This window comes from Shewanella sp. 433, assembly GCF_059338565.1.
On record NZ_CM181703.1, the window covers coordinates 3,090,829 to 3,114,903 of the forward strand.

Sequence of the window (24,075 nt, forward strand, 5' to 3'; positions counted from 1 at the left end):
ATTCTGTTAGGTTGTCTTGATTGTTACTCGAGCAGGATATGCAATCGTGTTAACTTCTAAAGACTGATTTATGCTAGCGCCAGCTCCCACTATGGAGCCTCGGCCAATAGATATCCCTTGGATAACTGTCGAACCAGCTCCTATATAGACATTATCTTCTGTTTTTACTTGACCACAGAGTGTTGCTTTTGGTGCAATATGGTTATACGCACCGATACAACAGTCATGTTCAACTAAGGCTCCAGTGTTGACTACAGTGTGACGACCAACTGTAGCTCCAGTCTGAACAATCGCCATTGGAAGAATTTGAGCACCAGGTTCAATTATTGATTTAGAAGAAACAAATGCGCTATCTGCTATGACTGTCTCAAACTGATAACCGAGAGAAAGGAAATGCTCATTAATTTTTCGCTTAACATCGGATTTGGGCATCATTCCGATACCGTTGACGAGTAGAACCTCGTTCTTGTGAAACGCAAAAACATCATCGTCATTTCTAAGCTGTGTCATTCCCTTAAATACTGAACGCTGCCTGATATCGTCAGGGCTTACAACGGCAAGAATCTCTCTTCCTTGGGAAACTAAGATGTCGGCAAGAACAGAAGCATGCCCTCCCCCGCCAATCATTACGATAGGAAGCCTAGTATCATCACTCAACGATTAGCTCTCCAGCTTTATAAGCTTTTGTCGCTTTACTGCCAATAAAATCCCAATAGCGGTATGGGGACAAACCTAAACCAGGACGCTTAATAGTAAGGTTAAACTCCGTCAGGCTTTCACCTTCTTTTATGTCCGTGGCCGCCACTAAACTTTTTCTAGCCACCACTTTGTTCTTTACTTCAGAGACTGTTGGCGTTTTTACACTAGAGCCTAGAGCAACTTCAATTTGGCGAATCGCTTTGACCATTGCAGCAAGCTCATCTGGCTCAAGCGAAGCTTTATGATCTGGACCTTCCATATTTTTATCTAGTGTAAAATGCTTTTCGATCAATACGGCACCACGAGCTACAGCAGCAATTGGGATCGTTATTCCTTCACTATGATCTGAATAGCCTGCCGCCAAATCAAATGCTCGTCCTAGCGAATCCATTGCTCTCAGATTAATTTCTTCCATTGGAGCTGGATATTCCGTCGTACAATGAAGAATGGTTACTTTTTCTTTTAGTGCCTTTTGACCAGGGTCTGATGCATAAGCTTCTTGGAAACCTAGCATGGAAGGTTCTGCTTTTTCATCTGCAGTGTACCCAAAGGCAATGACCCCTAAGGCTGTTTCAATTTCAGACAGTGTTGCCATACCTGTTGATACAATAAGATCACATCCAGTTCGAGCATGCGCTAATACAAGCGGGGCATTTGTCAGTTCGCCAGAAGGTAGCTTTAATCGAGTTAATCCCAGATCATTAATTAAGAAGTCCAAACTTTCTCGATCAAAAGCCGTCGACAAGAATTCGATACCTAGAGAGTTACAATATTTTACTAGCTCATGATGCGCATCATACGAAAGCTCCAAGCGACTTAGCATAGCCAGCTGTGACTCTTGCTTCTGGGTATTAGTAACTTGATAGTCAGCTTGTTTTGCTTCTTCGGTAACTAGGTTTTTTGCTTTAAACGTTTGGAACTTTACAATATCAGCCCCAGCTTTGTGGGCGGCATCAACCAAAGCAAACGCTAATTCTTCTTGACCGTTATGGTTCACACCGGCTTCAGCAATAATCAAAGTCATTGTTGTCTCACTCTACTTTCTTATTTAAATCAGGTTCAAGGTTTACGTCAAAGAATGATTTACAAGGTTCAAAACGTAACGTCTTAATCATCTCGATGACTTGCTTGCTACTGTCGCCCTGACCATAAGGATTCACAACGATCTCGCCTTCAGCTTTGTATTTTCGACTTATTGCAAGGTTGATCGCGTTACTGATTGACTCTTTTGTAGCGTTTGCGTTTAGGACACTTTTGGCTGCTAAACGTCCTTTTTGCCTTGAACCAATATTCACAGTAGGAACATTAAAAGCAGGAACTTCAATAATCCCACTCGACGAGTTACCAATGACTGCCGTCGCATGTTTGACTGAACTCAAGTAACGTACCTGCCCCAGAGACGGTATAGCTAACACTCTTTTAGGGTAGTTTGCTGCATAAGCTTCTAGCATTGGAATAATTCGCCGCCCACCATCATCCGCATTAGGGTAAGTCAATATGACTTGGTACTCGGGGTATTCATCCAACGCATCCAACAAAGCTTGAAAACTCTCCTCTGGAGATTCATCACCTAATGTTACTGGATGGTAAGTTACAACAAAATAAGGAGCAGTTAACTCAAAATTTAGTGATTCACCTAATTCAGAAACCTCCATAAAAGACGCTCGGTTCAAGTGTTCTAAACCAATCGCACCTATGTTTCTTACACGCTCTGGCGATTCACCCAGTTGAATGACTCGATTTCGATACTCATCTGTCGATGTGCCATGCAAGTAACTTAATTTGGTAATAGCATGACGAATTGCATCATCGTAGGCGCCTTCTGTTATCTCTCCGCCATGCAGATGAATAATTGGAATACGAAGTATCATGGCAGTTTGTGCTGCAGCAAGCGCTTCAAAGCGATCCCCTAAAATGACAAGAACCTCTGGCGCTAATCGCGATAATGCATCTGCAAAACCCAAAACGCCCAGCCCCATACTTTTTGCTGTACCTACAGCCGAATCAGAAGACAACAAAATCTCTATTTTTTCATCGATATTGAAGCCGTCTTTTTCAATTTGCTTATATGTATCACCAAACTCTGGCGATAGGTGCATACCAGAAACAAGCAATTGAAGCGTTAGATCTGGATCCCTTTGAATGTCCTTTAAAAGCCAAAACAGCAGACCATACTCTGCTCTTGTGCCAGTAAAAACCGCGACCTTTTTCTGTGTCTGCGTCATGTATAAATGAACCTACTTAGCGTTGGATGTCCACTGGGGTACTTGGAAGGTTAATCAAGTGGGTCTCGATAAATTCAGAATGTGCAAGATCGCCACGCATTGCATTCTCAAACATTGGTAATCTATGCATGAGTTGCCAAATTGGACGAGTCATAACACCTGAACTATTTGTGGCAGCGAGAACCTCTTCTCTGCTTTCCTTGTCTGGACAGATGATTGCATTCAACCAGTAGTTTGACTGTGCGTAATCTGGCTCAGTGACAAATTTAAAGTCAGTTCCTTTGAAAAACTCACCGTAAGACTCTGCAAGTTCTCTCTTTTGTTTCAAATACTGTTCGATGACTTCCATCTGCGCACAACCCAGAGCCGCATTTAAGTTCGGCATACGGTAGTTGAAGCCTGGCTCATCATGGAAGAACTCATAAGGATGGGGCACTTTTGCTGTTGTGGTGACATGTTTAGTGCGTTTACCCGCCTCTTCAGTCCCGCAAAGCACCATCCCCCCACCACCCGTGGTAATGATTTTATTGCCGTTAAAACTCACCGCACCAAAATCACCAATCGTCCCCGTGTGCTTACCCTTGTAAAACGAACCCAGGCTTTCCGCAGCATCCTCGACTAACGAGATATTCCATTTCAAACAAACGGCAACCAGTTCATCCAGTTCTACCGGATGACCGAAAGTGTGCATCGGTACCACGGCTTTGATTCTTCTGCCCGTTTGCTTATGGATGCAACCTGCCTCAGTGACTTGTGCATTCTCTTCTAAGAAAGCATCCATCGCTTTAGGGCAAAGCCCCAAGCTTACGGGAGAAACATCCACAAAAATCGGCTCGGCACCCATGTGATAAAGCGCATTACAAGTAGCAACAAACGTCAGCGCCTGCGTGATCACGAAGTCACCACGTTCAACCCCTGCCATGTAGAGGGCGGCGTGCAAGGCTGCTGTACCGTTGACCGTCGCCACTGCCTTTGGAGTGCCTGTAAATGCTTCCATTTTACGTTCAAACTCATCGACAAACTTACCGACGCTGGAGACAAATGTGCTTTCAATGGTTTCCATTACATACGATTTCTCGTTGCCCGCAAATGTAGGGGCATGCAACGGAATAAAATCTTGGGTTTGGTATTGGTCGCGTACAAATTCAACCAGTAACTGTGCGTTCATTCTTCTTTACCCTTACATCTTGCTATCGAGGTATTTGCCCGTTTCTTTATGACCGAAGTCGGGGATCATCGTAAAAAAGAGCGCCACAATCTGCTCTTTGCTCCAAGCTCGTTGATCTTTCATTTGGGCAATTTGTTCTTCAAAAAGACTCAACAACTCCGGTTGATACAGAGGTTCATTTTTGATGATGCCCAAATTTTCAAAACGTGCCATATCAAGCACTTCTTTATCAGTGAAAAACTCTTCGAAATCCTTTTCACCCGTCGTATCACTTTCGGTGAAAAGACAAGGCCATTTGCCTTGTGCTGGTAGCGTTTTCGCCAATTCACGAGCTTCATCTTCATTCGCGCATAAATGCGGCTCGTAGCCTCTTTGCTTTAGGTATTTCACCGCAATGTCTGCAAATGTAATCAGATGTAATGCTTCACTGAGTTTCGGAAAGAAAATGTCGCGATTTTCACCAAAAATACACGACATCAAACACAGTTCTCCCGACTCTTGAGGAGTGACAAAATAACGTTTGATGTCGTTTGGTGCGACAATCGGCTGATTTTTTTGGATACGTTGGTTAAAACCGTGTAGCAAAGAGCCATCAGAAAAGGCAACGTTAGCAAAACGCGCTGTCGAGATGGAAATCTGCTCACTCTTACGCATCAAAAACATTTCCATAATGCGTTTCGATGCCCCCATCATATTAACTGGGTTCGCGGCTTTATCCGTAGACACGCAGAAATACTTTTTAACGTCCGCATCGATCGACTGCTGGATAGTTTTGTCAGTGTTGAAAACGTTGACATCAATCATACGCATCAAGGTAAACGGATCTTTCTCACTACGAACGTGCTTAAGCGCTGAAAGATTTAATACGTAGTCATACTGTCCATCCGCTTTGATAAAGGCATCATACTCAATCGAACCAATATCTAAGGCGAAAGTTTGGAAATCACCATCGATATAACCAAATGAACTACGAATGTCACGCACCAATTCCACCATGTTGTTTTCACTAATATCGACAACATGAAGTTTCTGAGGGTTACGTTTGAAGATTTCTTTGGTGACCGCTTGGCCAATCGACCCTGCACCACCGAGAACAAGAAAACGAGACTCTGATACAATACGTTTCAACTCTTCATTATGAGCAGTAATATCAGTTGAAAATAATTCCTTTTCACGTCCAATTAAAGGCAATATATTGCTCATACTTTATCAATTCCTAATCACAATTTTTGTTCTATACCATCTCAGCCTTTTAAACATAGCTGAGACACATTTTATCCATTTTGAGACAGTCTATTTCTCGCTATCCCTTATAGAGCCTAGATTTTCTGTTTCTTTTTAAAACAGTCCCAATAGGCTCTTTTTTTTTCTTTTTCTTTATTAAACTTTTTATTAAAACCTAGTACTTCGAAGTGCTTCAATTATCTTTTCTAACAAAATGCCTAATCAAAACGAACATAACACCCATCATTCCGCCCAACATTGTTCCTAAAACACAAATTAATGCACGCTTGGGCTTAGCTTTCTCTTCCGGGATGATGGCGGGGTCAATTGTTTTAAATACGTATTCATCACGTACTTCGGCGAACATGATGGTTTTAGCTTGTTCTTCAACCAGCTTATAAAGAATTGCACGAATATCTGCGACATTAGTTTGTGATATCTGCTGATTTAAGAAATCACTACTGCGAATAGCTTCAGCAACATCGCGCTCCTTCATGACCTTATTAATATCTTCCACAAGCCAAGTAACCCATTGTTGTGCAACCGCTGGAGAAACATGTTCTACAGATACAGTAACCATACCTGTATCTTTAGCTGCATTAACACTAACTATCTTACTGAACTCTTTAAACGCTTCCTGCATTGACGGTTCAGATTTGAATGGTGCTTTGACTTCACGCACCCATTTTTTCGCTGAAGCATCATAGATATCACGATTGTAACTGACAGTGTTGTCACCCATATTCCACTTTTCAGCGGCCATCAAGTCTGGTAGAAGATTATGTTTTTGAATAAACTCACTAGCAAATTGACGTGATTTCACAACTTCAATAGCCATTTGGGTTTTATCAATTCCGCTACCACCACCTAAGTTAATACCCGCCATACTGGCTAAACCACCAAATTGCGATGCTAGGGCACTTAACCCGCCACCTTGTTCTTCGCTGGCTGGAGCCAATAAGGCCTCTGATTTATAAATATTGGGTTGCAAGACGGCAAAAATGACTGAGGCAATAGCAAAAACTGATGTTATTGTAATAATCAACCATTTACCTTTCCAGATAACAGCAAACAATTCTCGTAAATCAATTTCATCATCGGCAACGCCTTGAGGAAATGAAACATCAGCCTGATACTGATTAATATGTTGGGACATGTAACATTTGTCTCTTAGGTTTGAGTTTCGAAGACCTATCCTGTTATTACTCTTGTTCATAACAGGATAGGTAATAATCAAAAGGCAGATATTAAACTTAGATACCTGATATTGCGGAAATGGCGACTGCAGTATTGTAAATAATTCCCGTGATCTGGCTCCACAGTGTTAAGTTATCTTTGTATTCGGTATCTAACGGCACGATAATTGTATCACCAGCTGTGAGTTCGTTCTTATCACTAAACCACATAGATCGATTCGGCATTGCAACCGAACCATTAGCTTTAATGATATAAGTTCTATCATCATCGGCTCGCTCACGTGCTCCGCCAGACATCGCTATGTATTGCTCTGGTGTTAAACCTTTCTTAAATCTATGTGTGGCAGCATGCTGCACCTCACCCATAACAGCAATAGTTTGCTTTGTTGATGGCACATACAAAATATCTTGATCTTCTAATTGGATGTCTGCTTCTTTAATTCCAACTGAAATCGCCGACAAATCAACAACTAAACGTCCAACTGCTCTAATGTTCTCAAGATCATCCAGCATCATCTTTGCGTCACTATAATTGACCACGTTGCCATCTTTAGAGACACCACGTGTTGCAATATCACGACGTAATTGATCTGCCAACTTTTTAATTTCTAACTGCTCTTGCTGACGCACAGATTCTCTTACGAACACGGATGATGGTAGGTAAGCGTATTCGGTAAAACCACCAGCACGTGTAACAACATCAGCAAGAGTTTCACCACGGCGAATGTTATAAATACCAGGGAATTTTACTTCTCCACGAATTTCAACCGCTTTATTCTCTTGCCAATCAGGAGTTGTCAATACGGTAAGTATATCTCGAGACATTAACGCCTTATTGGCGTCACTTTCACCAGCAATAGCCGCATCTAAGTTTATGTTTGTATGACGTACAGAAGACGTTTGCTGTGAGAAAATGGTGCTAGTAAGTTCTGCTCGTGTAGTATAAGCACCTTCAAGTAAACCACCTGCTGCAATAATTAAGTCACTAACTTTAGCACCATGGGCTAACGGATAAACACCTGGATGACGCACCTTACCGCTTATGGCAACTACCTGAGCGCCATTATCTGAGCGGCCTTGAACGGCTAACTTCGAGACGATTGGATACAGAAGTTCACTTCGATTCATCGAATCGCTAAGTTTAATAAGCTCTTTATCATCAAAAAGATTTGCCAACATCTTGTTGACTTCACCTTTGACCAATTGCTCTTTATCGTCTGGAGCCTCTTTTGCAACAACAACTCCACCTATCTGACTGCGCTGAGTCAATTGCATTTTATCGAGTTGAGAAAAACCCGCCTTAAAGAGATCATTGCCGATTAATGAGTCACCAGAAAGAGATGTAACTTGCTTAATTCTTTGTTTAACCAGTTTGTTAAGCTCATAACGATTATGTGTATCATCGCTGTAATTGAACAAAATGACTTTATCGCGAGGTTGTAACGGTAAATCTTGATTTGACAATTTATCGCTAATAGCTCTACTGGGGGAGAATTGGAATACTTTAATATCACCATAACGATTAACTTCACGAACCAATATTGCATAACTTAAATCAGCGGATATAGATAAATCCCCCCAAAGAGACGGCAGTAAATCACTAATCTTCTGTCCTTTGAACCACTGATACTTGCCTGGACGGACAACTGCACCGACAACCGTTATTGCATCTTCAAACTGGTTAGAAGCACTTTTAACACGGATGAAATCACCCGGCTTAACTTTTGTTGATTTACCTAAAGAAGTAGTCAAATCTACATCAATGATGGAGCGTAAACCATTGCTGTTATAACGCTCCATACGGCTACTTTTAGGATATGCCCCTGGCTTTAACCCTGCAGCCATAGCGACAATATCACTAACGGTCTCATTTTTCTTAAGCTCATAGATCGCTGGGCGATGAACTTCACCAGTAATACTCACTAGGCCTCCGACAGAAGGAATGAATACAACATCTCCAGAACGTAAACCTAAATCTCCAGAGGCATCACCTCGCAGCAGTAGATCATACAAATCCATGCTTCCAACTAATTTACCGTTACGTTTGACTTGAATATTCCGCAATGAACCGATTTTGTTGACACCACCAGCAACAAACAACGCTTGGGTTATAGTTGATAAACTTGAAACAGTGTACGAACCAGGTTTATAAGCATCCCCGGCAATGAAAATACGAATAGAGCGCAACTCACCCATTGTTATGTTAGATTCTATGCCAATCATTTGCTTCTGAATTCTATGATTTAGCGATTCTCGAAGTTCACTAAAACTGAGACCTGCAACCGATATAGGCCCCAACTCGGGAAATTGTATGTTACCCTCACGGTTGATGACTAAATCATATTCCTTATTTTCCTTTCCAAATAATTGCACTTTTATACGATCACCGGGGCCAACAAGATATTCGCTCGGTACAGGCACATCTGTCGTTGGTGCAAAAGTACTAGGTTCACCCTCGAATAATTCATATCCAAAGCGATTTAACTCACCTTTTTGTTTATCTTGGGCAAAGTTAAGCGTATTGGCTCTCTCACTAGAATGATTAAGGACATCATTAGTCGTCTCTCTTGATTGCACAACCTGTGGGTTGTCAATAGATACCTGAGCTTTACTTGCCCCAACTAGCATTGACGGGTCTATACCATACTGGCGAGCAAGTCTTTGTTGTTCAGACGATGGAAGGCTTTTAAATTGCTCTATCATCTCAGGAGATGGTGTGATCGCATGAACTTGAGTGGTCATCAATATTAGGGCTGCAACTGCCGTTATTATGACTTTTTTGGTTTGTTGTAACACCGATGATCTCCATTGATAAACAAAGCATCGAGAGGTAGTTCTCGAGCAGTGGAAAAGAAGTTAAATGATAAATTGAGGTCAAACGTTAAAACGACTGTGCAGCCTGTGTATTCACAATGACGTTAAGCCGTTAAACCCGTTTTGTAAAAATTTAGAGTAACACTTGCCATAATGGCACTAGTTTAAAGTACAACTAAGATATAACTTCATCATTGAGCTTTAAATCAAAATTAGATGACGCTATTAAAATTGTTCAATAGTAGACACGCGCAACGAAGATAAATTGTTGATATATAACAATTAACTATTCAAGAAAAAATCTATAGACACGCTACCGCCCATAGGTTGCGGCTCCCAAATTGCCCATCGCATTGCGAATTTTTCAAGTTTTGCATTAACCCACTTTAATGTGGGATGACAAGGTTGTTGGCCTTACCTACTAAAACGGCCTATATCTATTTTGCTCTACACAACTCATGGCTACTTTCTAAAAACTTTCATAAAAAGCACATTATTAACTAGCTCTTTGTAGGCTTAGATTTTAATCGGAACCAGATTATAACAGCGCGGTATTGTACTAGAATCTGCCGCCAAGCACTGCTTATTAATGCACCACCTGTAAAATTAGATAGCTAAAAATGGCAATTCGATATCAAAAAACACCATTATTGAGTGAGATATCATTGGTCTGCCCCCTAGTTCGATAAAAAATTAACCATTAAATTTTTATGCCGCAACGTCAGTAATGCTAATAAAAATCTTTAAAAACAAGAAGATGAATCATTTTAATACCAAAATTGAAATCGTGCATATTTATCATCAGTCTTAGATTTACTTACCAACTCAAAGTGGCAGCAATGGCAGATCTCTCACATTAAACCGAGCCTTTTACGTAATTTTAGGGGATGATTTAGCTTGCAAAATTAAGTGTATCCATCCTTTTGAGCCATAAATTCACGTTTTATTAATCGGTTTTATACTGCTTTTAGGCACAGTGACTCGTTTCTGCTGGCCCATGATCTCAAACAGTATATGGCAGCGTTTATCACCGCTCTGTTCAGTAAAAATGCCTTCAAGATCGATAAATGGACCTTCTATAAATTTTACTTTATCGCCTTCAGCTAATTCTTGTTGCTCAACGTTATCAAAATTGGGCAAATTGATAAGTTTGTGCTCTCGCATCTTTATCCCATGGATAATGCTATCGTCAATCGGTGTCATCAATTCTTTACAACCGACGATACGAGAGACACCTCGAGTGGAATGAATACGACTAACACTGGTAACCGCAGGATCAAAATGGATAAACAGATAACAGGGAAATAACGGAACGCGCTTTACGGTCGTTTTCCCAGCTTTGGTTATTTGCTGTGGCAGTGTAGGAAGGTAGGTCTCAATCTGCTGTAGTTTTAAATTATCTTGCGCCCTAGCTTCGCCGCGGGGTTTGCAATACAACAGATACCAAGCTTTCATAGTTTTTTCTCAAGTGCCTAACTTTAAAATAAAAAAATAGGGACCACTTAATTAGCCCATCTACTACTCAAACGTAATAAGGCAGTCATTGGCGCTGAGATTAACTCGTAGTAAAGACAACGGGATAATGTGGATAACATCCTATTCACGCGGCAAAGCATAACAAATAGTTTCATCATTTGAAAACGTGATTTTATAACTCAAAAGTCAATAATTCGGTAAGCCAAACATGGCAACAGATAACCAACAAATGTCGCAATAGTAAGTGGTGTAGTAAATGTTCAATAACTATACGTTTAAGTTGATCAAATTGACTTTTAGGCAACTAAAAGGGTATATAAGGTGGGTTTAAAACAATTTAATACGTTAAATATTAAAAAATAACAAAAGTCTGCAACAGATAGACAACTAAAAACTTGAATAATTTCTTTAGCTTAAAACAGATTATCCCAAGTAAGCTCCTGTTGTTAAGACATTGATAATATTGCAACAATAAATTTTTCTACATAGATATTGTATATGTAGGCAATCACAAGCGAAGGTGGAAGACTTACATGAGCGCAGCAAAACCACAAGGTACGATGCTCGGGCATCCTAAAGGGCTGTTTCTGTTATTTACAACAGAATTATGGGAACGGTTTAGTTATTACGCAATGCGTGCGATTTTGGTGTTATATCTTGTCGACGCAGTTCAATCTCAAGGTGGACACGGATTGGGTTGGACCCAAGCCGATGCCCTCTCACTATATGGCACCTTCACAGGTCTAGTATACTTAACACCACTGCTCGGTGGTTGGTTAGCCGATAATATTCTAGGTCAGCGTAAAGCTATCTATATAGGCGGTGCATTAATGGCGATAGGCCAATTTGTACTTGCCGCGCCACATAGCTGGATCCCAGGGCTAGAGACCACGGTTTTTTATATTGGTCTTGGTACGCTGATTTTAGGTAATGGTCTGTTTAAGCCGAATATTTCTACCATGGTTGGTGATCTATACGAAGAAGGCGATCACCGTCGTGATGGTGCATTTACTATCTTCTATATGGGGATTAACTTAGGTGCAGCACTTTCTGGATTTATTGTTGCTTGGGCATATACCACCTTTGGCTACACTCAAGTCGTTGATGGACAAGAAGTGTTTATCAACAACTGGCAGGCTGGCTTCTTCTGCGCTGGTATCGGTATGGTGATATCACTCATTATCCAATTCTTGTTTGCACAAAAGCTATTAGGCGACATTGGAACAATACCCGCTGCTAAGTTAGAGAAACAAAATGCAGAAGCCAGAGGTGAACTACGTAAAGAACCCTTAACCAAAGTTGAACGCGATCGTATTAAAGTGATCATGGTTATGGGCTTATTTACCATCATATTCTGGGCTGGTTTCGAGCAGGCCGGTGGCCTAATGAACTTGTTCACCAATGACTTTACCAACCGTATGATAGGCTCATTTGAAGTGCCTACAACGTGGTTCCAATCGCTTAACGCTATCTTTATTGTGGTCTTCGCTCCGGTAGTGGCTTCTATCTGGATCCATCTAGGCAAAAAAGAACCCAACTCACCGGTAAAATTTGCCCTTGGTTTAACCTTATTGGCTATCGGCTTCCTATTTATGATCGGTGCCGTACTTGAGATGGGCGGCGATGCTAACGCTAAATCAAGCATGTGGTGGTTAGTGGGCGCTTATTTCTTCCATACTATGGGTGAACTGTGTTTATCACCGATTGGCTTATCTATGGTGACTAAGCTGGCTCCACTCCGTATTGCATCACTCATGATGGGCGCCTGGTTCCTATTTATTGCCGCTGCAAATAAGATCGGTGGTTTAGTGGGGTCGTTAATTGGTCCTGGTGGTTCGGTAGAAGATCAACTGGCTAATGCTATGTCTATCTTTGCTGGTATTGCTATTACGGCAGCCATTTCAGCGGTTATCCTATACTTCATGGCAGATAAACTTGTCGACTGGATGCATGGCGCTGAAGATGGCCCGCAAACTGAAGAAGAAGCACTAGAAGCGGAAATTGCTGTTACTGCAGAACACGAAGCGATTACAATTAAAAGATAAGCTTTAACGAAATAAAAACGCCTTACAAAACATTGTAAGGCGTTTTTTTATGCGCAATGCAAAGGCAATCAGGGTCGCAGATAAGCCGGGATCTCAGGTAATTAAAAGCTCATCTGTACATAACCACCTGGTGCTAGCGTGGTTTCATAAGTTAAGCCGACAAAGTGATTGGCCAACAACATGCTTTTATGTTGATTAACACTCGAGACTATACACAAACGTTCTGCTGGCATTAAATCCCTAAACTGAGTGCTAGGTTGCCCCCACTCAAAAATCCCTAGCTGAAGTGCATCAGGCATCGCCAGAGGTAATAACCCCTCGTGATTACGTATATAGCATCTCAACCCTTTACCTGCTTGAGCAATAGAGGCGCGGTAATGCGTTAACTCCACGACCACATAGATAAGATCGATATAAATATCCAAGCCAGACTTACTGATCCTGTCATTGAGGTAGCTCAGCATATTAAAAGGCTCGATCACCGTTTGGCTGTTGCCATTACGAAATAGTTTCAGCTTTTGATTCACAAAGCTTTTAAGCAGAACACTCGCAAACGCAGCGCGGTTATCTTGCGGATGAAAATGAGCCATATACATAATTTGATATTGCTCACCGACATTAGCGCTATCGATAAAGTAGGCGCTAACATCGTCATTTTTAAATAGGCTATAATCGATAGTCGCTTTAGGGTAATCAATCTCTGAGGGAGGAAAGAGCTGCTGCTGCACACTTTTGGCCGCTTCAGCATTTTGCTCTAACAAGTTAAGGTGTTCTTCTAACTCTTGATAGGACAGTTCTTCTAAGTCATCAAGCTTTACATCTTGTTGATGTGGGTTGATACATTGATGAATGGCATTTTCAATCAAATACAGATCGTTGACTGGCTTCACTAAGTAATCGCTAGCACCGATCCGCAGGGCTTCGACAACATCGGCCATCACCTGATTACCCGAGATAACGATAGATAAAGTGTTTGGCTTTCGTTTCACCATCTGTTTTAGCATCTCTAAACCGCCTAAAATCGGCATACTTAAATCCGCTAATACAATATCAAAATCAGTCTGGCTAAAGCGCTCTAACCCCTGTCGACCATCATCGGCCTCAACCACAGTGGCTCCTCGGTTCGAGAGAAAGGCGGCGACCACACTGCGAAATACCGGATCGTCTTCAACCAACAAAATCACGAGATCTTCTAACGCCATTCAGCTCCCCATACTTTGCACAGCGGCAAAGCTAACTAACCTAGTACATCTTAGTACGTGATAACAAGTAAAACTACTAACCTATTAATAAATAATAAGTAAAAGGTGAGTTGGTTTAATCTAATTCTTGCATGTATTCATCGAGCAACTCATCATCGTCGGTCGAGACAGGTACATCACCGTCATATACTTTATAGTCTACATGTTGGAAATAAGCTTCTTTCACAAAAGCATAAGGATCTAATGCATTATCGACTAGACGCTCTTGATCGATAGCTGAAGCGCGTCGATGCAGGTTTTTTAATCCCCACTTGGCCAATGACTGCCACATGGTCAGTTCTGACAAAGGAAAATAGAGTCCATCGACCCAATCAGACGCTAATTCACGCGTTACATAAGGGCCTAAAAAAGGCGCCATAAAATAGGGACCGTTTGGCACGCCGTAATAGCCTAACACCTCACTAAACTCATCTTGCTTACGTGGTAAGCCCATCATATCAGCCACATCAACAATACCCAGTAAGCCTAAGGTGGTGTTAATCGTAAAGCGACCACCCGCATTTGCCGCCCAGCCCCACTTACCTTGTAAGGCATTATTCACTAGAGAGCTTGGCTCTTCGAAATTCTGTACAAAGTTATTCACCCCAGTTTTAACTGGGCGAGGCAAGTAATCATTATAACCGTGGGCAACCGGTCGATATAAATATTTGTCTAAATAAAGGTAGTTAAAATCCCACATGGTGCGGTTAAAGCCCTCGAAAGGATCTCTGTCATCATTATAAATAATAGCGACATCTATGGTGCTTTCCTTAGCATTATTCTCATCTTCTTGTGTCGTTTGGGCTGCCAAAGGCGCCCCAAACAATAGCAAGCTTAACGCACTCCATTTATACTTCATATAACTCGGATTCCTATACAGCATTAACCATATCTAAAGTCATCTGTCCTTGTGACGATATAGATAATACTAGACTACACAGTTTGATTTGCCTTTCAGACCGCCTAGGATACTCAGCAAAATCACTAGGTCAAATTGAAATTTGTAAAATGTCTTTAATCACTTAACCGTTTGGGGCTGCCTCTTGAATCAAAACAGTATTATAAGGCCTGTAAACACGGACGTTGTGGCGACCTCAACCACACTCAGTACCAGTAAAGCTGAGGTCCTTATCCCGGTCGAGTTCAAGCGCACTGCAGAAGGTGACGCTATAAGCCTCAATAAGCACAACTACCGTATAGAATACTCTCGTCGTATCGATCGCCAAGTAATGAGTACGGCAGACCAACAAAAAGTCGTGGTCACACAACTTTATAGCGCCAATCCAGCATCAAGCAATCTTAGTGCTAAATTGCAATTATTGGGTAATATCTATAACGAACAAATTCCAGCGCCATTGCAGGCTTATATTAAGGGTAACCAAGTCAACCTCATACAACTGGCTCAGTTGGCATCAAGGGCACAAGGCTATCCCCTTGGCGAGGCAAAGATCGTGGCGGGTATGGTCAGTCTGGCTGGCGCATTAGCTTTCACCACGAGCAATAATACCTTACCCTCGGGTACCTATGGCGCAGCTATCATAGTGGAAAATGGCCAACTACACTTAAGCCTCACCGCGAAGCTCGGTCAAATTGCAGTCACCTTATCCCCAATGACATTAATGCAAGCACCTAAACAGGAGTCAGCAAGCCAGCAACTGGCCACCCTCCCCTCGCTAACTAGCACTTACAGTCAATTGAGTCAGCACTTAGCCAAACAAGCCGTGCCTCAGTCACAACTAGCGACCTTACAAAACGCCACCGCGGTACAGCTCTCCAGCAATGCATTTTTTGCAGCCAATCCACTACCACTTCTAGGGGAAAAGATCCCGTTTTTTGGCCCCATGACGGCCCGAGACGATGCCATAATTAAGGCGACTAACCTCTATCAATTACTGGCTAACATTAAGATACCCTTCATCGAGGGCAACCGCGGAACTACGGCACAGGGCACTGTTCATCCATTGATGCTTAACTCACAGTGGCTTACCTCAACAATGGGCAGTACCAGCCAACCCACAGGCCAGACTTTAGGCCCGCCTTCTTCCCCCATACACAGGGGATTAAGCCAAGCACTACAGCAATTAGTCAGCAGTGAAGCAACACACTCAAGCAGATCCCAGGTATCGAGTGAGCAATCACTACTGAGCTTAGTCAAGCAGCGACTGGCTCTGGCCTTTCCTCGTCCTTTAGCCGATCTCGCCGTGCCAAACATTTTGCAACGAGAATTGATAGATACCTTAGCAGGAATAGCCTCTCCGCTAACCGCCCATACATCAGCTGCTAGTCATAGTGGCACTATCGCGGTGCTGTTTCAGTTATTATTAGGTCGTAATTTACAACAAAACAGCCAAGTCGATGCCAGTAAATACCTTATGCAACTACAGCGACAAGTTGGAGCAAGTTCTTCCCTGCTGAGATTATTAGATAAAGCGGGAGTGGGTGAGTCTATGGGTAAGTTGTTATCTGGCTTGTCTTTATATCAGCAAGCCAGTAGTGATAACAATCAAGGCATCAACTGGTATTTTGCCTTGCCTTATACCCTAGACAATAAGCAAGAGGAGCTAGAAGGTCATTTTGAACAAACAACTCAAGATGCTGATAACAAGAATAAATGGCGGTTACAGCTTAAGTTTAACTTAACTAGTGGTAGCCTATTGATCAATGCTGATATCAAACAACAGCAACTTAACCTTAGCTTTACCTCAGATAGTAAGCCACTGCTCACAAGCATCGATTTACGCCTTGAGGGGCTACAACAAAAACTAACCAATATCGGTATGCGAAATATCAATATAATTACTCAGCAAAACCAGGTACCTGCTAGCTTACTGCCTGGTGAGCACTACTTAGTTAAAATAAAAGCATAAGGCCAACCCATTATGTCTACAGACAAGAACACAACTTCGGGTGCTACTCAAGCGGTCGCGTTAAGCTATGATGGAGTATCGAGTCCGAAGATCACAGCCAAAGGCAGCGATTTAGTGGCAGCGGAGATCATCGCCCTAGCCAAAGAATCGGGCATTTATATTCATCAAAACCCGGATCTAAGTCATTTTTTACAAAAACTTGAGATTGGCGAAGAAATACCAAAAGAACTCTACCTACTTATTGCCGAGTTGATCGCTTTTGCTTATATGCTAGATGGTAAATTTCCCGACCGTTGGGATAATATGCACCAAAAAATCGTTGAAGCAGTTTAACTTCTCATGTTATGACTCCACATTAGTCCTTGCCATGTAACCTGAGAAGCAATTCGGCTTCAGCTTTGGGTAATTCACACTCGGCGACCAATTCATCGACTCCAGCGCCCAATGACACCATCTTCATTGCCCTAGAATAGAGGCGCGATTGCGGATCTTGTTGGCTAGTTTCATCAATTCTGGCATCTTGCTTTGCCAATCGTTTTTCTAATTCGAGCATCCGCCGGCCAACCCCAATGGTCCCGGTGCGTAACTCTTGCAATTCGCGTTTAACCGCTTCTCGCTGGCGATCACTCTCTTTAACCAGTAATGTCAACGCATCCACCTTAGAGCGTAACTTAGCTGTTTGTTTTTGTTGATATAATACTAATGCTAAGCAAGCAATTACATAGAGTAATGCCGCGATTAAAATTTCATCGGCAATCATATTCCGCTCCAATCCATTCTATTTATTGTGATACGTCACGAAGGTTAGACCACCGTTATACTGTGGGCTTTAGATTATACTAAAAAGCCATCGCGATAAGCGATGGCTTTTATCCTAGCTGAATAATACGCTAACAGCTTAACTTATTATAATTGAGTCAATTCCATCCACTCTTCATCAGATAAAAGCTTATCTAGATCAACCAAGATCAACAGCTCATTATCTCGATTACTGACACCTTGAATAAACTTAGCACTTTCTTCTGTGCCCACATTAGGGGCATTGTCGATATCTGAAGCACGTAGATAAACTACCTCGGCAACGCTATCAACCAAAATACCAATCACTTGCTTTTCAGCTTCAATGATCACGATACGGGTTGAGTCATCGACATCAGATGAAGCCAAGCCAAAGCGTGAGCGGGTATCGATAACAGTAACCACATTACCGCGCAAGTTGATGATACCCAACACATAATGCGGTGCACCAGGAACAGGAGCTATTTCGGTATAACGCAGCACCTCTTGAACCTGCATCACATTAATGCCATAGGTTTCATTGTCTAAACGGAAAGTAACCCACTGCAACACTTCATCATCTTTACTTGCAGCCACTGCCGCGACGTTTCTTACATCTGCCATATAAACCTCAGTCAATAGAGTCCTGACTACTCAATCCTAAATTCAACAATTCAATCAATGCTTGCACATGTAATATGCCGCACATCTGCTCTTTCACAACGCCAGCTAACCAAGGGCGTTTACCCGCTTTGGTACGCCAGTTAACTTCCGATTTTAAAATTTTAACTGAATTGATTAGCGATTCGCACGCCAATCCCCAGTTGCTGTTTTCTAGCTGCACAATATATTGGTAATTCACCGATTGTGCTAGTTTGTCATCGTATTTTTCGGGCATCACCCAGGCGCACGTATCGACCACGTTGAGCTGTGAGCCGCGATGCGCTTGAACACCATGGTACCAGTTCGGTCTTCCCATGATATGGTTAACCCGCTCAATCTTAACAATGCCACCTAGACTGACTAAAGGGACGGCAAGCGTTAAACCTGCAACGTTAAAAAATAATACTTGAAATTGCTCATCCAAAGTGTCGATTAATGCCTCGGTTATCCCGGGTGGACTTGAGCCCGTTTGGGTTTGAGGAGCAATAGATTGCTCTGTCTCAACAACCTCTTGACGACCCAAATTAAGAGTAGCTGAAGTTGCAATCTTTTCTTTGACTTGCGACGTAGGCTTCGCTATCTCCGCCACTGTCTTATCAGTAATCTTAACCTGCAGTTGTGTATTTAATCCCGTCTTTAATTCCGTTTTCAATTGAGGTGTTAACTTGGTCTCAATTCGAGTTTCAAGATTGGCAATTAACTTAGCGCCAATATCAGTTGGAGACGCTTCAGCCACTGGTGCTAACAGTTGCGCTAATGATTTTTTATTAACCTTTGGTGTCGCATAATTAGCCTGCTGATTTACCTTGGCGGTTTGTAACACCGGTTTAACCTCAGGGACAATGACACGGATAGCTTCATTAACCTGTTTATCATCTTGCCTGCCTTGCTGTTTATTCGGCGTTATATCCGTCTCAGGCTGCGCATTATCCTCAGTGATATCTTCTGCTAGCAACAGTGAAAAATAATCTAACACCGCATCATCAGTTGAGTTCGACATGAGCAAATTCCTTGCTGAGCAGATAATCTAATAAGCGCTCATAAGCTTTTACACCACGCGAATTCGCCGCATAATGAGAGGCTGGAAGATGCGCTAAGCTAGCGTCTCTAAACTTGGTATCTATCGGAATAACATCTGGCCACAACGCCGCGCCAAAATCACTTTCTAAGTGTTGTAGTGCTGATGAAGACGCCTTAGTGCGCCTGTCATACATGGTTGGGATCACCGTATAACTATATGTGATTTTTTTCGAACGCCCCATTAGAATCATGGTTTTCACCATTCTGTCCAGGCCCTTTATCGCTAAAAACTCGGTTTGTACCGGCACCAATATATGCTCACTGGCTGCCAATGCGTTTACCATTAAGACACCAAGGATCGGGGGGCAATCGATAAGTACGGTGTCGTAATCCTGCTCGACCAAAGACAATAGTTTTTTTAAAATCAACCCCATGCCTTCTTGATGGCCTAAGGAGCGATCTAGAGTCGCTAACGCCATCGTCGCCGGCAATAAGCTTATCCCCTCGACTTTGGTCAGCACAATATGCTCGGACACCTGCTGTTTAGTCAGTGTCTTATGGTTCAAAAACAGATCATACAAGGACCCAGAAATCGATTCAGAATCGATCCCCAAATAATAGCCCAGCGATGCATGGGGATCGGTATCGACCATCAATACCCGTTGACCGCGCTTCGCTAACGCACCTGCAAGGCTGACTACCGATGTTGTTTTACCCACACCGCCTTTTTGGTTTGCTATGGTCCAGATCTTCAACAAAAACCCCTTTATATCCTGCAGCGTTTCGCTAGCTTATTGACTTAATTATCATCACGCGTGGTCACCCTAATTCCCCCATGAGGTAAGGCTATCACCTTAACACCATCTTCACTTTCAGACAGTTCATTGGTTTGCGAATGGACAGTTCTATCACTCTTTATAGGCAAATGATCTGCTGCATCGCTCGCTTGTGGCGTCATGATCGGTGAACGGCTGCCCCTCGCATCCCCAAGTAATCCCATTTCAATCCGCACCTGTGAGCCGGGTTGAGCCTGTCCAATAATTGACTGCGTCACTTTTGGGTTAGCCGCCATCCATTGGGCAAATGTTTGCGCCTGCTCTTCTGGCACCATTAATAGTACTTGGCTATTTTCCAGTTCAGCAATTTTTGCTTCTAACAGACTATTTTTATGCCGCATATCGAAATACAGCGCCCCGGTCACGATACTGCTAATGATAAGTAAGAATAGCCACAACATAGTGGTAGTACTTATCTGCTGTTTAGCCACGACCAGTCTCAGTTAAAATCGCTTCTGCCATCTCATCCAAGGCGAATGACTTGCTTGATATCCCCGCAGCCGTTACCGCTTGTGGCATACCATACACAACACAACTGGCTTCATCTTGGGCCCAAATGGTGGCGCCCACATTTTTTAGCATTCGCGAGCCTTCACGACCATCAGCCCCCATTCCGGTCAGGATCACCGCAAGCGCATCTCCCCCAACCAACTTTGACGCCGAGGCGAAGGTAATATCGACACAGGGTTTATAGTTCATATCGGCACTGCCAGCGATAATTTTAATCCGCCCATAAGCGCCGCTGCGCTCCAGCATCATTTGCATGCCTCCGGGGGCTAAATAAGCGCAACCTGCACGCAGTTGATCGCCATTTTCTGCCTCTTTAACATTAATCGCGCACAAGCTATTTAAACGCGTAGCAAAGGCTGGCGTAAACGCCGCTGGCATATGCTGTACCAATAAAATAGGGTGTGGATAATTAGCGGGAAGCTTGGTTAAAATCCGCTGCAGGGCTACCGGGCCACCCGTTGATGTACCGATAAGTAATATTTTGTACTTTTTACCACTCGCCCGGTGTGACATTTGGCTGCGGGAAGTGGGTCTATCGGGGGCCACCACCTCTCGACTATCCGTGCTCACAGTTACGCCAGTTCTGGTTAAAGTACTCACTGACGCTGGACGTGGCGTAATAGGTCGATAAATTCGACGTCGTCCTAATGCCTTTATGCGCTGCTGCAGTAATACGATGGCGTCATCTTTATTAGTGGCAATATCTTCAAAACGCTTAGGCAGAAAATCGAGTGCGCCCGCTTCTAACGCATCTAACGTGGCTTGGGCACCATCATGAGTCAAAGAGGAAAACATTAAAATAGGCGTCGGACACTTAGCCATGATCTGACGCACAGCGGTAATGCCGTCCATCACTGGCATCTCGATATCCATGGTGATCACTTGAGGCTTGAGTTGTTCGGCCAGTTTAACCGCTTCAGCGCCATTGACGGCAGTACCTATGACTTCTAAATCTGGGTCCTTAGATACGATCTCACTGACTCTTCGACGAAAAAAACTCGAATCATCGACAACTAATACTTTAATGGCCATTCAATTTCCTATCGACAGCAAACCTCTGTAAGCAATCAAACGTGACCCTGTTACGGGGTCACGCTTAATAGGTTATCAGACAGTCTTACTTAACGTTTACTGCTTGTTTTTAGCGTAATGCTTCAATAATCCAGGTACGTCTAAGATCAATGCAATCCCCCCATCAGAGGTGATCGTTGCACCCGCCATACCTGGGGTGCCATGAAGCAAGGTCCCTAACGGCTTAATTACCACTTCTTCTTGACCAATCAAGGAGTCAACCACAAAACCTATCTGAATTGTGCCTAACTGAACGATCACCACATGGCCTTGCTTTTTATCGCCATGCTTGAAGCCGCTCTCTTTCCTGTTAAGCCAATTCTCTAGATAGAACAGCGGCACCGCCTTATCACGAACAATAACGGTTAGCTGACCATCTACAATATTGGTTTTTGTCAAATCAAGATGGAAAATTTCATTCACACTGGTTAACGGCAAAGCAAACACTTGCTCGGCCACTTCCACCATCAGTGTTGGCATAATCGCCAATGTCAAGGGGACTTTAATCTCTAAACAAGTGCCTTTGCCTTTGAGCGAATCAATATGCACCGTGCCATTAAGCTGGGTGATACGCGTCTTGACAACGTCCATCCCCACGCCACGGCCGGAAATATCGGAGATCTCTACCTTAGTTGAAAAACCTGGGGCGAAAATCAGATTATATGCTTCTGAATCCGTCATACGCGCAGCGGCATCTTCATCGAGCACACCACGGCTGATAGCGATTTGCTTAAGCTTATCGGGATCCATGCCTGCGCCGTCATCCTCAATCTTGAGCAGGATATGATCCCCCTCTTGACTGGCTGACAAGGTAATGGTGCCGGTACGCGTTTTACCGTTAGCTTCACGCTCATCAGGCATCTCTATACCGTGATCGACAGAATTACGCACCAAGTGAACTAGTGGGTCGGCCAGTGCTTCAACTAAGTTTTTATCCAGATCGGTGTCTTCGCCTATCATGCGAAGATCAATCTCTTTGTTAAGCGTTCTAGCTAAATCACGTACCACGCGAGGGAAACGACCAAATACCTTTTTAATCGGTTGCATGCGGGTTTTCATCACCGCACCTTGCAGATCGGCAGTCACCAAATCTAAATTAGCTAAAGCTTTAGACATATCTTCGTCATCACGAGAAATGCCAAGACTCAGCAGACGATTACGTACCAATACTAACTCTCCGACCATATTCATGATCTCATCGAGTCGAGCAGTATCAACCCGCACTGTGGTTTCGGCCTGTGGCATATTAGCAGCAGGTGTTTTAGTAACGGCGGCTTGTGGTTTAACTTCAGTCTTAGCCGGACTCGGTGTCACTTCAGCCGCTGCAGGCGTGGGCGCTGCAACCACTTTCGCCGCCGGAGTCGCAATAGAGGAAGCGCCAGGGCCTGCACCAGAGCCGTGCAATTCATCGAGTAACTTTTCAAATTCATCGTCACTAATTTCGTCGGCATCAACTGCTGGAGCTGGCGCCTCAGGCTCTTTCGCAATGGCGGCTACAGGTGGTTTAAAACTGCCTGCGCCGTGCAGCTCATCTAGCAGCGATTCAAACTCATCATCGGTAATATCATCACTGGACAAGCTAACATCATTAGAAGCTGATTCAGTCACTGTTGGGCCTTTACCCGATCCGTGCAGCGCATCGAGTAAGGCTTCAAATTCTGACTCGTTGATTTCATCAATACTGCCGTCGCTGCCACCACCAATAGCACTCACTACTGTGTTATCGCTGGTATCAAGCGGTTCAAACAAGGTGGCACCTTCATCGCTAGGAACATCGGCTACCTCATCGACAATCGTTGCCTCTGCCTTACCGGCAGACAATGCCACCTCTGATGCGAGCATACCGCCAGAACTTAACAGTTTAAGATTTGCCAGTAAGGTTGCATCGGCAGGGCTTTGAACTTGTCCGGCTTTCGTCTCGGCAAACATCGAATTAATCGCATCGACAGCCTGTAAAATAATATCCATAAGCTCAGCAGAGACACTTCGTTTGCCAGTACGCAGCAAATCAAAGGTATTTTCTGCTTCATGGCAAACATCGACCATGGGAGTCAGACTTAAAAAGCCCGCTCCGCCTTTAACGGTATGAAATCCACGAAAAATGGCATTGAGCAGTTCGGTATCATCTGGATTATTTTCCAACATGACCAGCTGTTCAGATAACAGTTCGAGTATTTCTCCCGCCTCTATCAGAAAGTCCTGCAGTATCTCTTCATCAACATCAAACGACATTAATATGACTC

General features: G+C 43.2%; 20 protein-coding genes. 3 read left to right on the forward strand and 17 right to left on the reverse strand.

Translation table 11 applies throughout. From position 1 onward, the window contains the following. Window positions 1-6: 6 nt before the first annotated feature. The 8 genes from AC5YB1_RS13700 to rfaH form a co-directional block, all read right to left on the reverse strand. Window positions 7-657: an acetyltransferase gene (locus tag AC5YB1_RS13700; protein WP_494519629.1), complete on the reverse strand. Its 651-nt coding sequence runs from the start codon at window positions 655-657 to the stop codon at window positions 7-9. Continuing rightward, window positions 650-1,723, reverse strand: a complete 1,074-nt coding sequence (gene neuB, locus AC5YB1_RS13705) for an N-acetylneuraminate synthase (RefSeq protein WP_494519630.1) — start codon at window positions 1,721-1,723, stop codon at window positions 650-652. The genes AC5YB1_RS13700 and neuB overlap by 8 nt, the downstream gene beginning before the upstream one ends. A 7-nt stretch (window positions 1,724-1,730) precedes the next feature. Beyond that, window positions 1,731-2,924, reverse strand: coding sequence for a UDP-N-acetylglucosamine 2-epimerase (gene neuC, locus AC5YB1_RS13710; RefSeq protein WP_494519631.1), 1,194 nt, complete (start codon window positions 2,922-2,924; stop codon window positions 1,731-1,733). Window positions 2,925-2,940: 16 nt separating this feature from the next. Continuing rightward, entirely contained in the window at window positions 2,941-4,092 is a 1,152-nt protein-coding gene (locus AC5YB1_RS13715) for a LegC family aminotransferase (protein WP_494519632.1), read from the reverse strand. A 12-nt stretch (window positions 4,093-4,104) separates the two neighbouring features. Further along, window positions 4,105-5,295 (reverse strand): UDP-N-acetylglucosamine 4,6-dehydratase, encoded by a 1,191-nt coding sequence (locus AC5YB1_RS13720; protein ID WP_494519633.1) that lies wholly within the window; start codon window positions 5,293-5,295, stop codon window positions 4,105-4,107. 214 nt (window positions 5,296-5,509) lie between these two features. Further along, window positions 5,510-6,472: a Wzz/FepE/Etk N-terminal domain-containing protein gene (locus AC5YB1_RS13725; RefSeq protein ID WP_494519634.1), complete on the reverse strand. Its 963-nt coding sequence runs from the start codon at window positions 6,470-6,472 to the stop codon at window positions 5,510-5,512. A 97-nt stretch (window positions 6,473-6,569) separates the two neighbouring features. Further along, a complete protein-coding gene (locus AC5YB1_RS13730; protein ID WP_494519635.1) occupies window positions 6,570-9,308 on the reverse strand; it encodes an SLBB domain-containing protein in 2,739 nt (912 codons plus the stop codon). Between the two features lie 954 nt (window positions 9,309-10,262). Beyond that, the gene (gene rfaH / locus AC5YB1_RS13735; protein ID WP_494519636.1) at window positions 10,263-10,781 is read right to left on the reverse strand and encodes a transcription/translation regulatory transformer protein RfaH; all 519 of its coding nucleotides are present in this window, start codon (window positions 10,779-10,781) and stop codon (window positions 10,263-10,265) included. A gap of 554 nt (window positions 10,782-11,335) precedes the next feature. Between rfaH and AC5YB1_RS13740 the strand changes: the two genes are divergently transcribed. Continuing rightward, on the forward strand, window positions 11,336-12,847 hold the full coding sequence (locus AC5YB1_RS13740) for a peptide MFS transporter (protein WP_494519637.1): 1,512 nt from the start codon (window positions 11,336-11,338) through the stop codon (window positions 12,845-12,847). 101 nt (window positions 12,848-12,948) lie between these two features. Here AC5YB1_RS13740 and AC5YB1_RS13745 read toward each other — a convergent pair whose 3' ends face one another. Together AC5YB1_RS13745 and AC5YB1_RS13750 are read right to left on the reverse strand one after the other, a co-directional pair. After that, entirely contained in the window at window positions 12,949-14,049 is a 1,101-nt protein-coding gene (locus AC5YB1_RS13745) for a response regulator (RefSeq protein ID WP_494519638.1), read from the reverse strand. A 115-nt stretch (window positions 14,050-14,164) separates the two neighbouring features. Next, window positions 14,165-14,947, reverse strand: coding sequence for an MlaA family lipoprotein (locus AC5YB1_RS13750; protein WP_494519639.1), 783 nt, complete (start codon window positions 14,945-14,947; stop codon window positions 14,165-14,167). 226 nt (window positions 14,948-15,173) lie between these two features. On the opposite strand from AC5YB1_RS13750, the gene AC5YB1_RS13755 reads away from it, so the two are divergent. Together AC5YB1_RS13755 and AC5YB1_RS13760 are read left to right on the forward strand one after the other, a co-directional pair. Next, complete coding sequence (locus AC5YB1_RS13755) at window positions 15,174-16,955, forward strand: hypothetical protein (protein ID WP_494519640.1); 1,782 nt, start codon at window positions 15,174-15,176, stop codon at window positions 16,953-16,955. A 12-nt stretch (window positions 16,956-16,967) separates the two neighbouring features. Next, complete coding sequence (locus tag AC5YB1_RS13760; protein WP_494519641.1) at window positions 16,968-17,288, forward strand: EscU/YscU/HrcU family type III secretion system export apparatus switch protein; 321 nt, start codon at window positions 16,968-16,970, stop codon at window positions 17,286-17,288. Between the two features lie 22 nt (window positions 17,289-17,310). On the opposite strand, the gene AC5YB1_RS13765 is transcribed toward AC5YB1_RS13760, so the two are convergent. From AC5YB1_RS13765 to AC5YB1_RS13795, 7 genes are all read right to left on the reverse strand, one after another. Then, window positions 17,311-17,712 (reverse strand): DUF2802 domain-containing protein, encoded by a 402-nt coding sequence (locus AC5YB1_RS13765; RefSeq protein ID WP_494521642.1) that lies wholly within the window; start codon window positions 17,710-17,712, stop codon window positions 17,311-17,313. Window positions 17,713-17,861: 149 nt separating this feature from the next. Beyond that, complete coding sequence (locus AC5YB1_RS13770; RefSeq protein WP_110456347.1) at window positions 17,862-18,356, reverse strand: chemotaxis protein CheW; 495 nt, start codon at window positions 18,354-18,356, stop codon at window positions 17,862-17,864. A gap of 7 nt (window positions 18,357-18,363) precedes the next feature. Further along, the gene (locus tag AC5YB1_RS13775) at window positions 18,364-19,395 is read right to left on the reverse strand and encodes a chemotaxis protein CheW (protein ID WP_494519642.1); all 1,032 of its coding nucleotides are present in this window, start codon (window positions 19,393-19,395) and stop codon (window positions 18,364-18,366) included. Then, window positions 19,379-20,170 (reverse strand): ParA family protein, encoded by a 792-nt coding sequence (locus AC5YB1_RS13780; protein WP_494519643.1) that lies wholly within the window; start codon window positions 20,168-20,170, stop codon window positions 19,379-19,381. Before AC5YB1_RS13780 ends, AC5YB1_RS13775 begins: the two co-directional genes overlap by 17 nt. A gap of 44 nt (window positions 20,171-20,214) precedes the next feature. Further along, the gene (locus tag AC5YB1_RS13785) at window positions 20,215-20,682 is read right to left on the reverse strand and encodes a membrane anchored protein in chemotaxis locus (RefSeq protein WP_494519644.1); all 468 of its coding nucleotides are present in this window, start codon (window positions 20,680-20,682) and stop codon (window positions 20,215-20,217) included. After that, a complete protein-coding gene (locus AC5YB1_RS13790; protein ID WP_494519645.1) occupies window positions 20,675-21,793 on the reverse strand; it encodes a protein-glutamate methylesterase/protein-glutamine glutaminase in 1,119 nt (372 codons plus the stop codon). The genes AC5YB1_RS13785 and AC5YB1_RS13790 overlap by 8 nt, the downstream gene beginning before the upstream one ends. A gap of 96 nt (window positions 21,794-21,889) precedes the next feature. After that, window positions 21,890-24,064, reverse strand: a complete 2,175-nt coding sequence (locus AC5YB1_RS13795; RefSeq protein WP_494519646.1) for a chemotaxis protein CheA — start codon at window positions 24,062-24,064, stop codon at window positions 21,890-21,892. Window positions 24,065-24,075 lie beyond the last annotated feature (11 nt).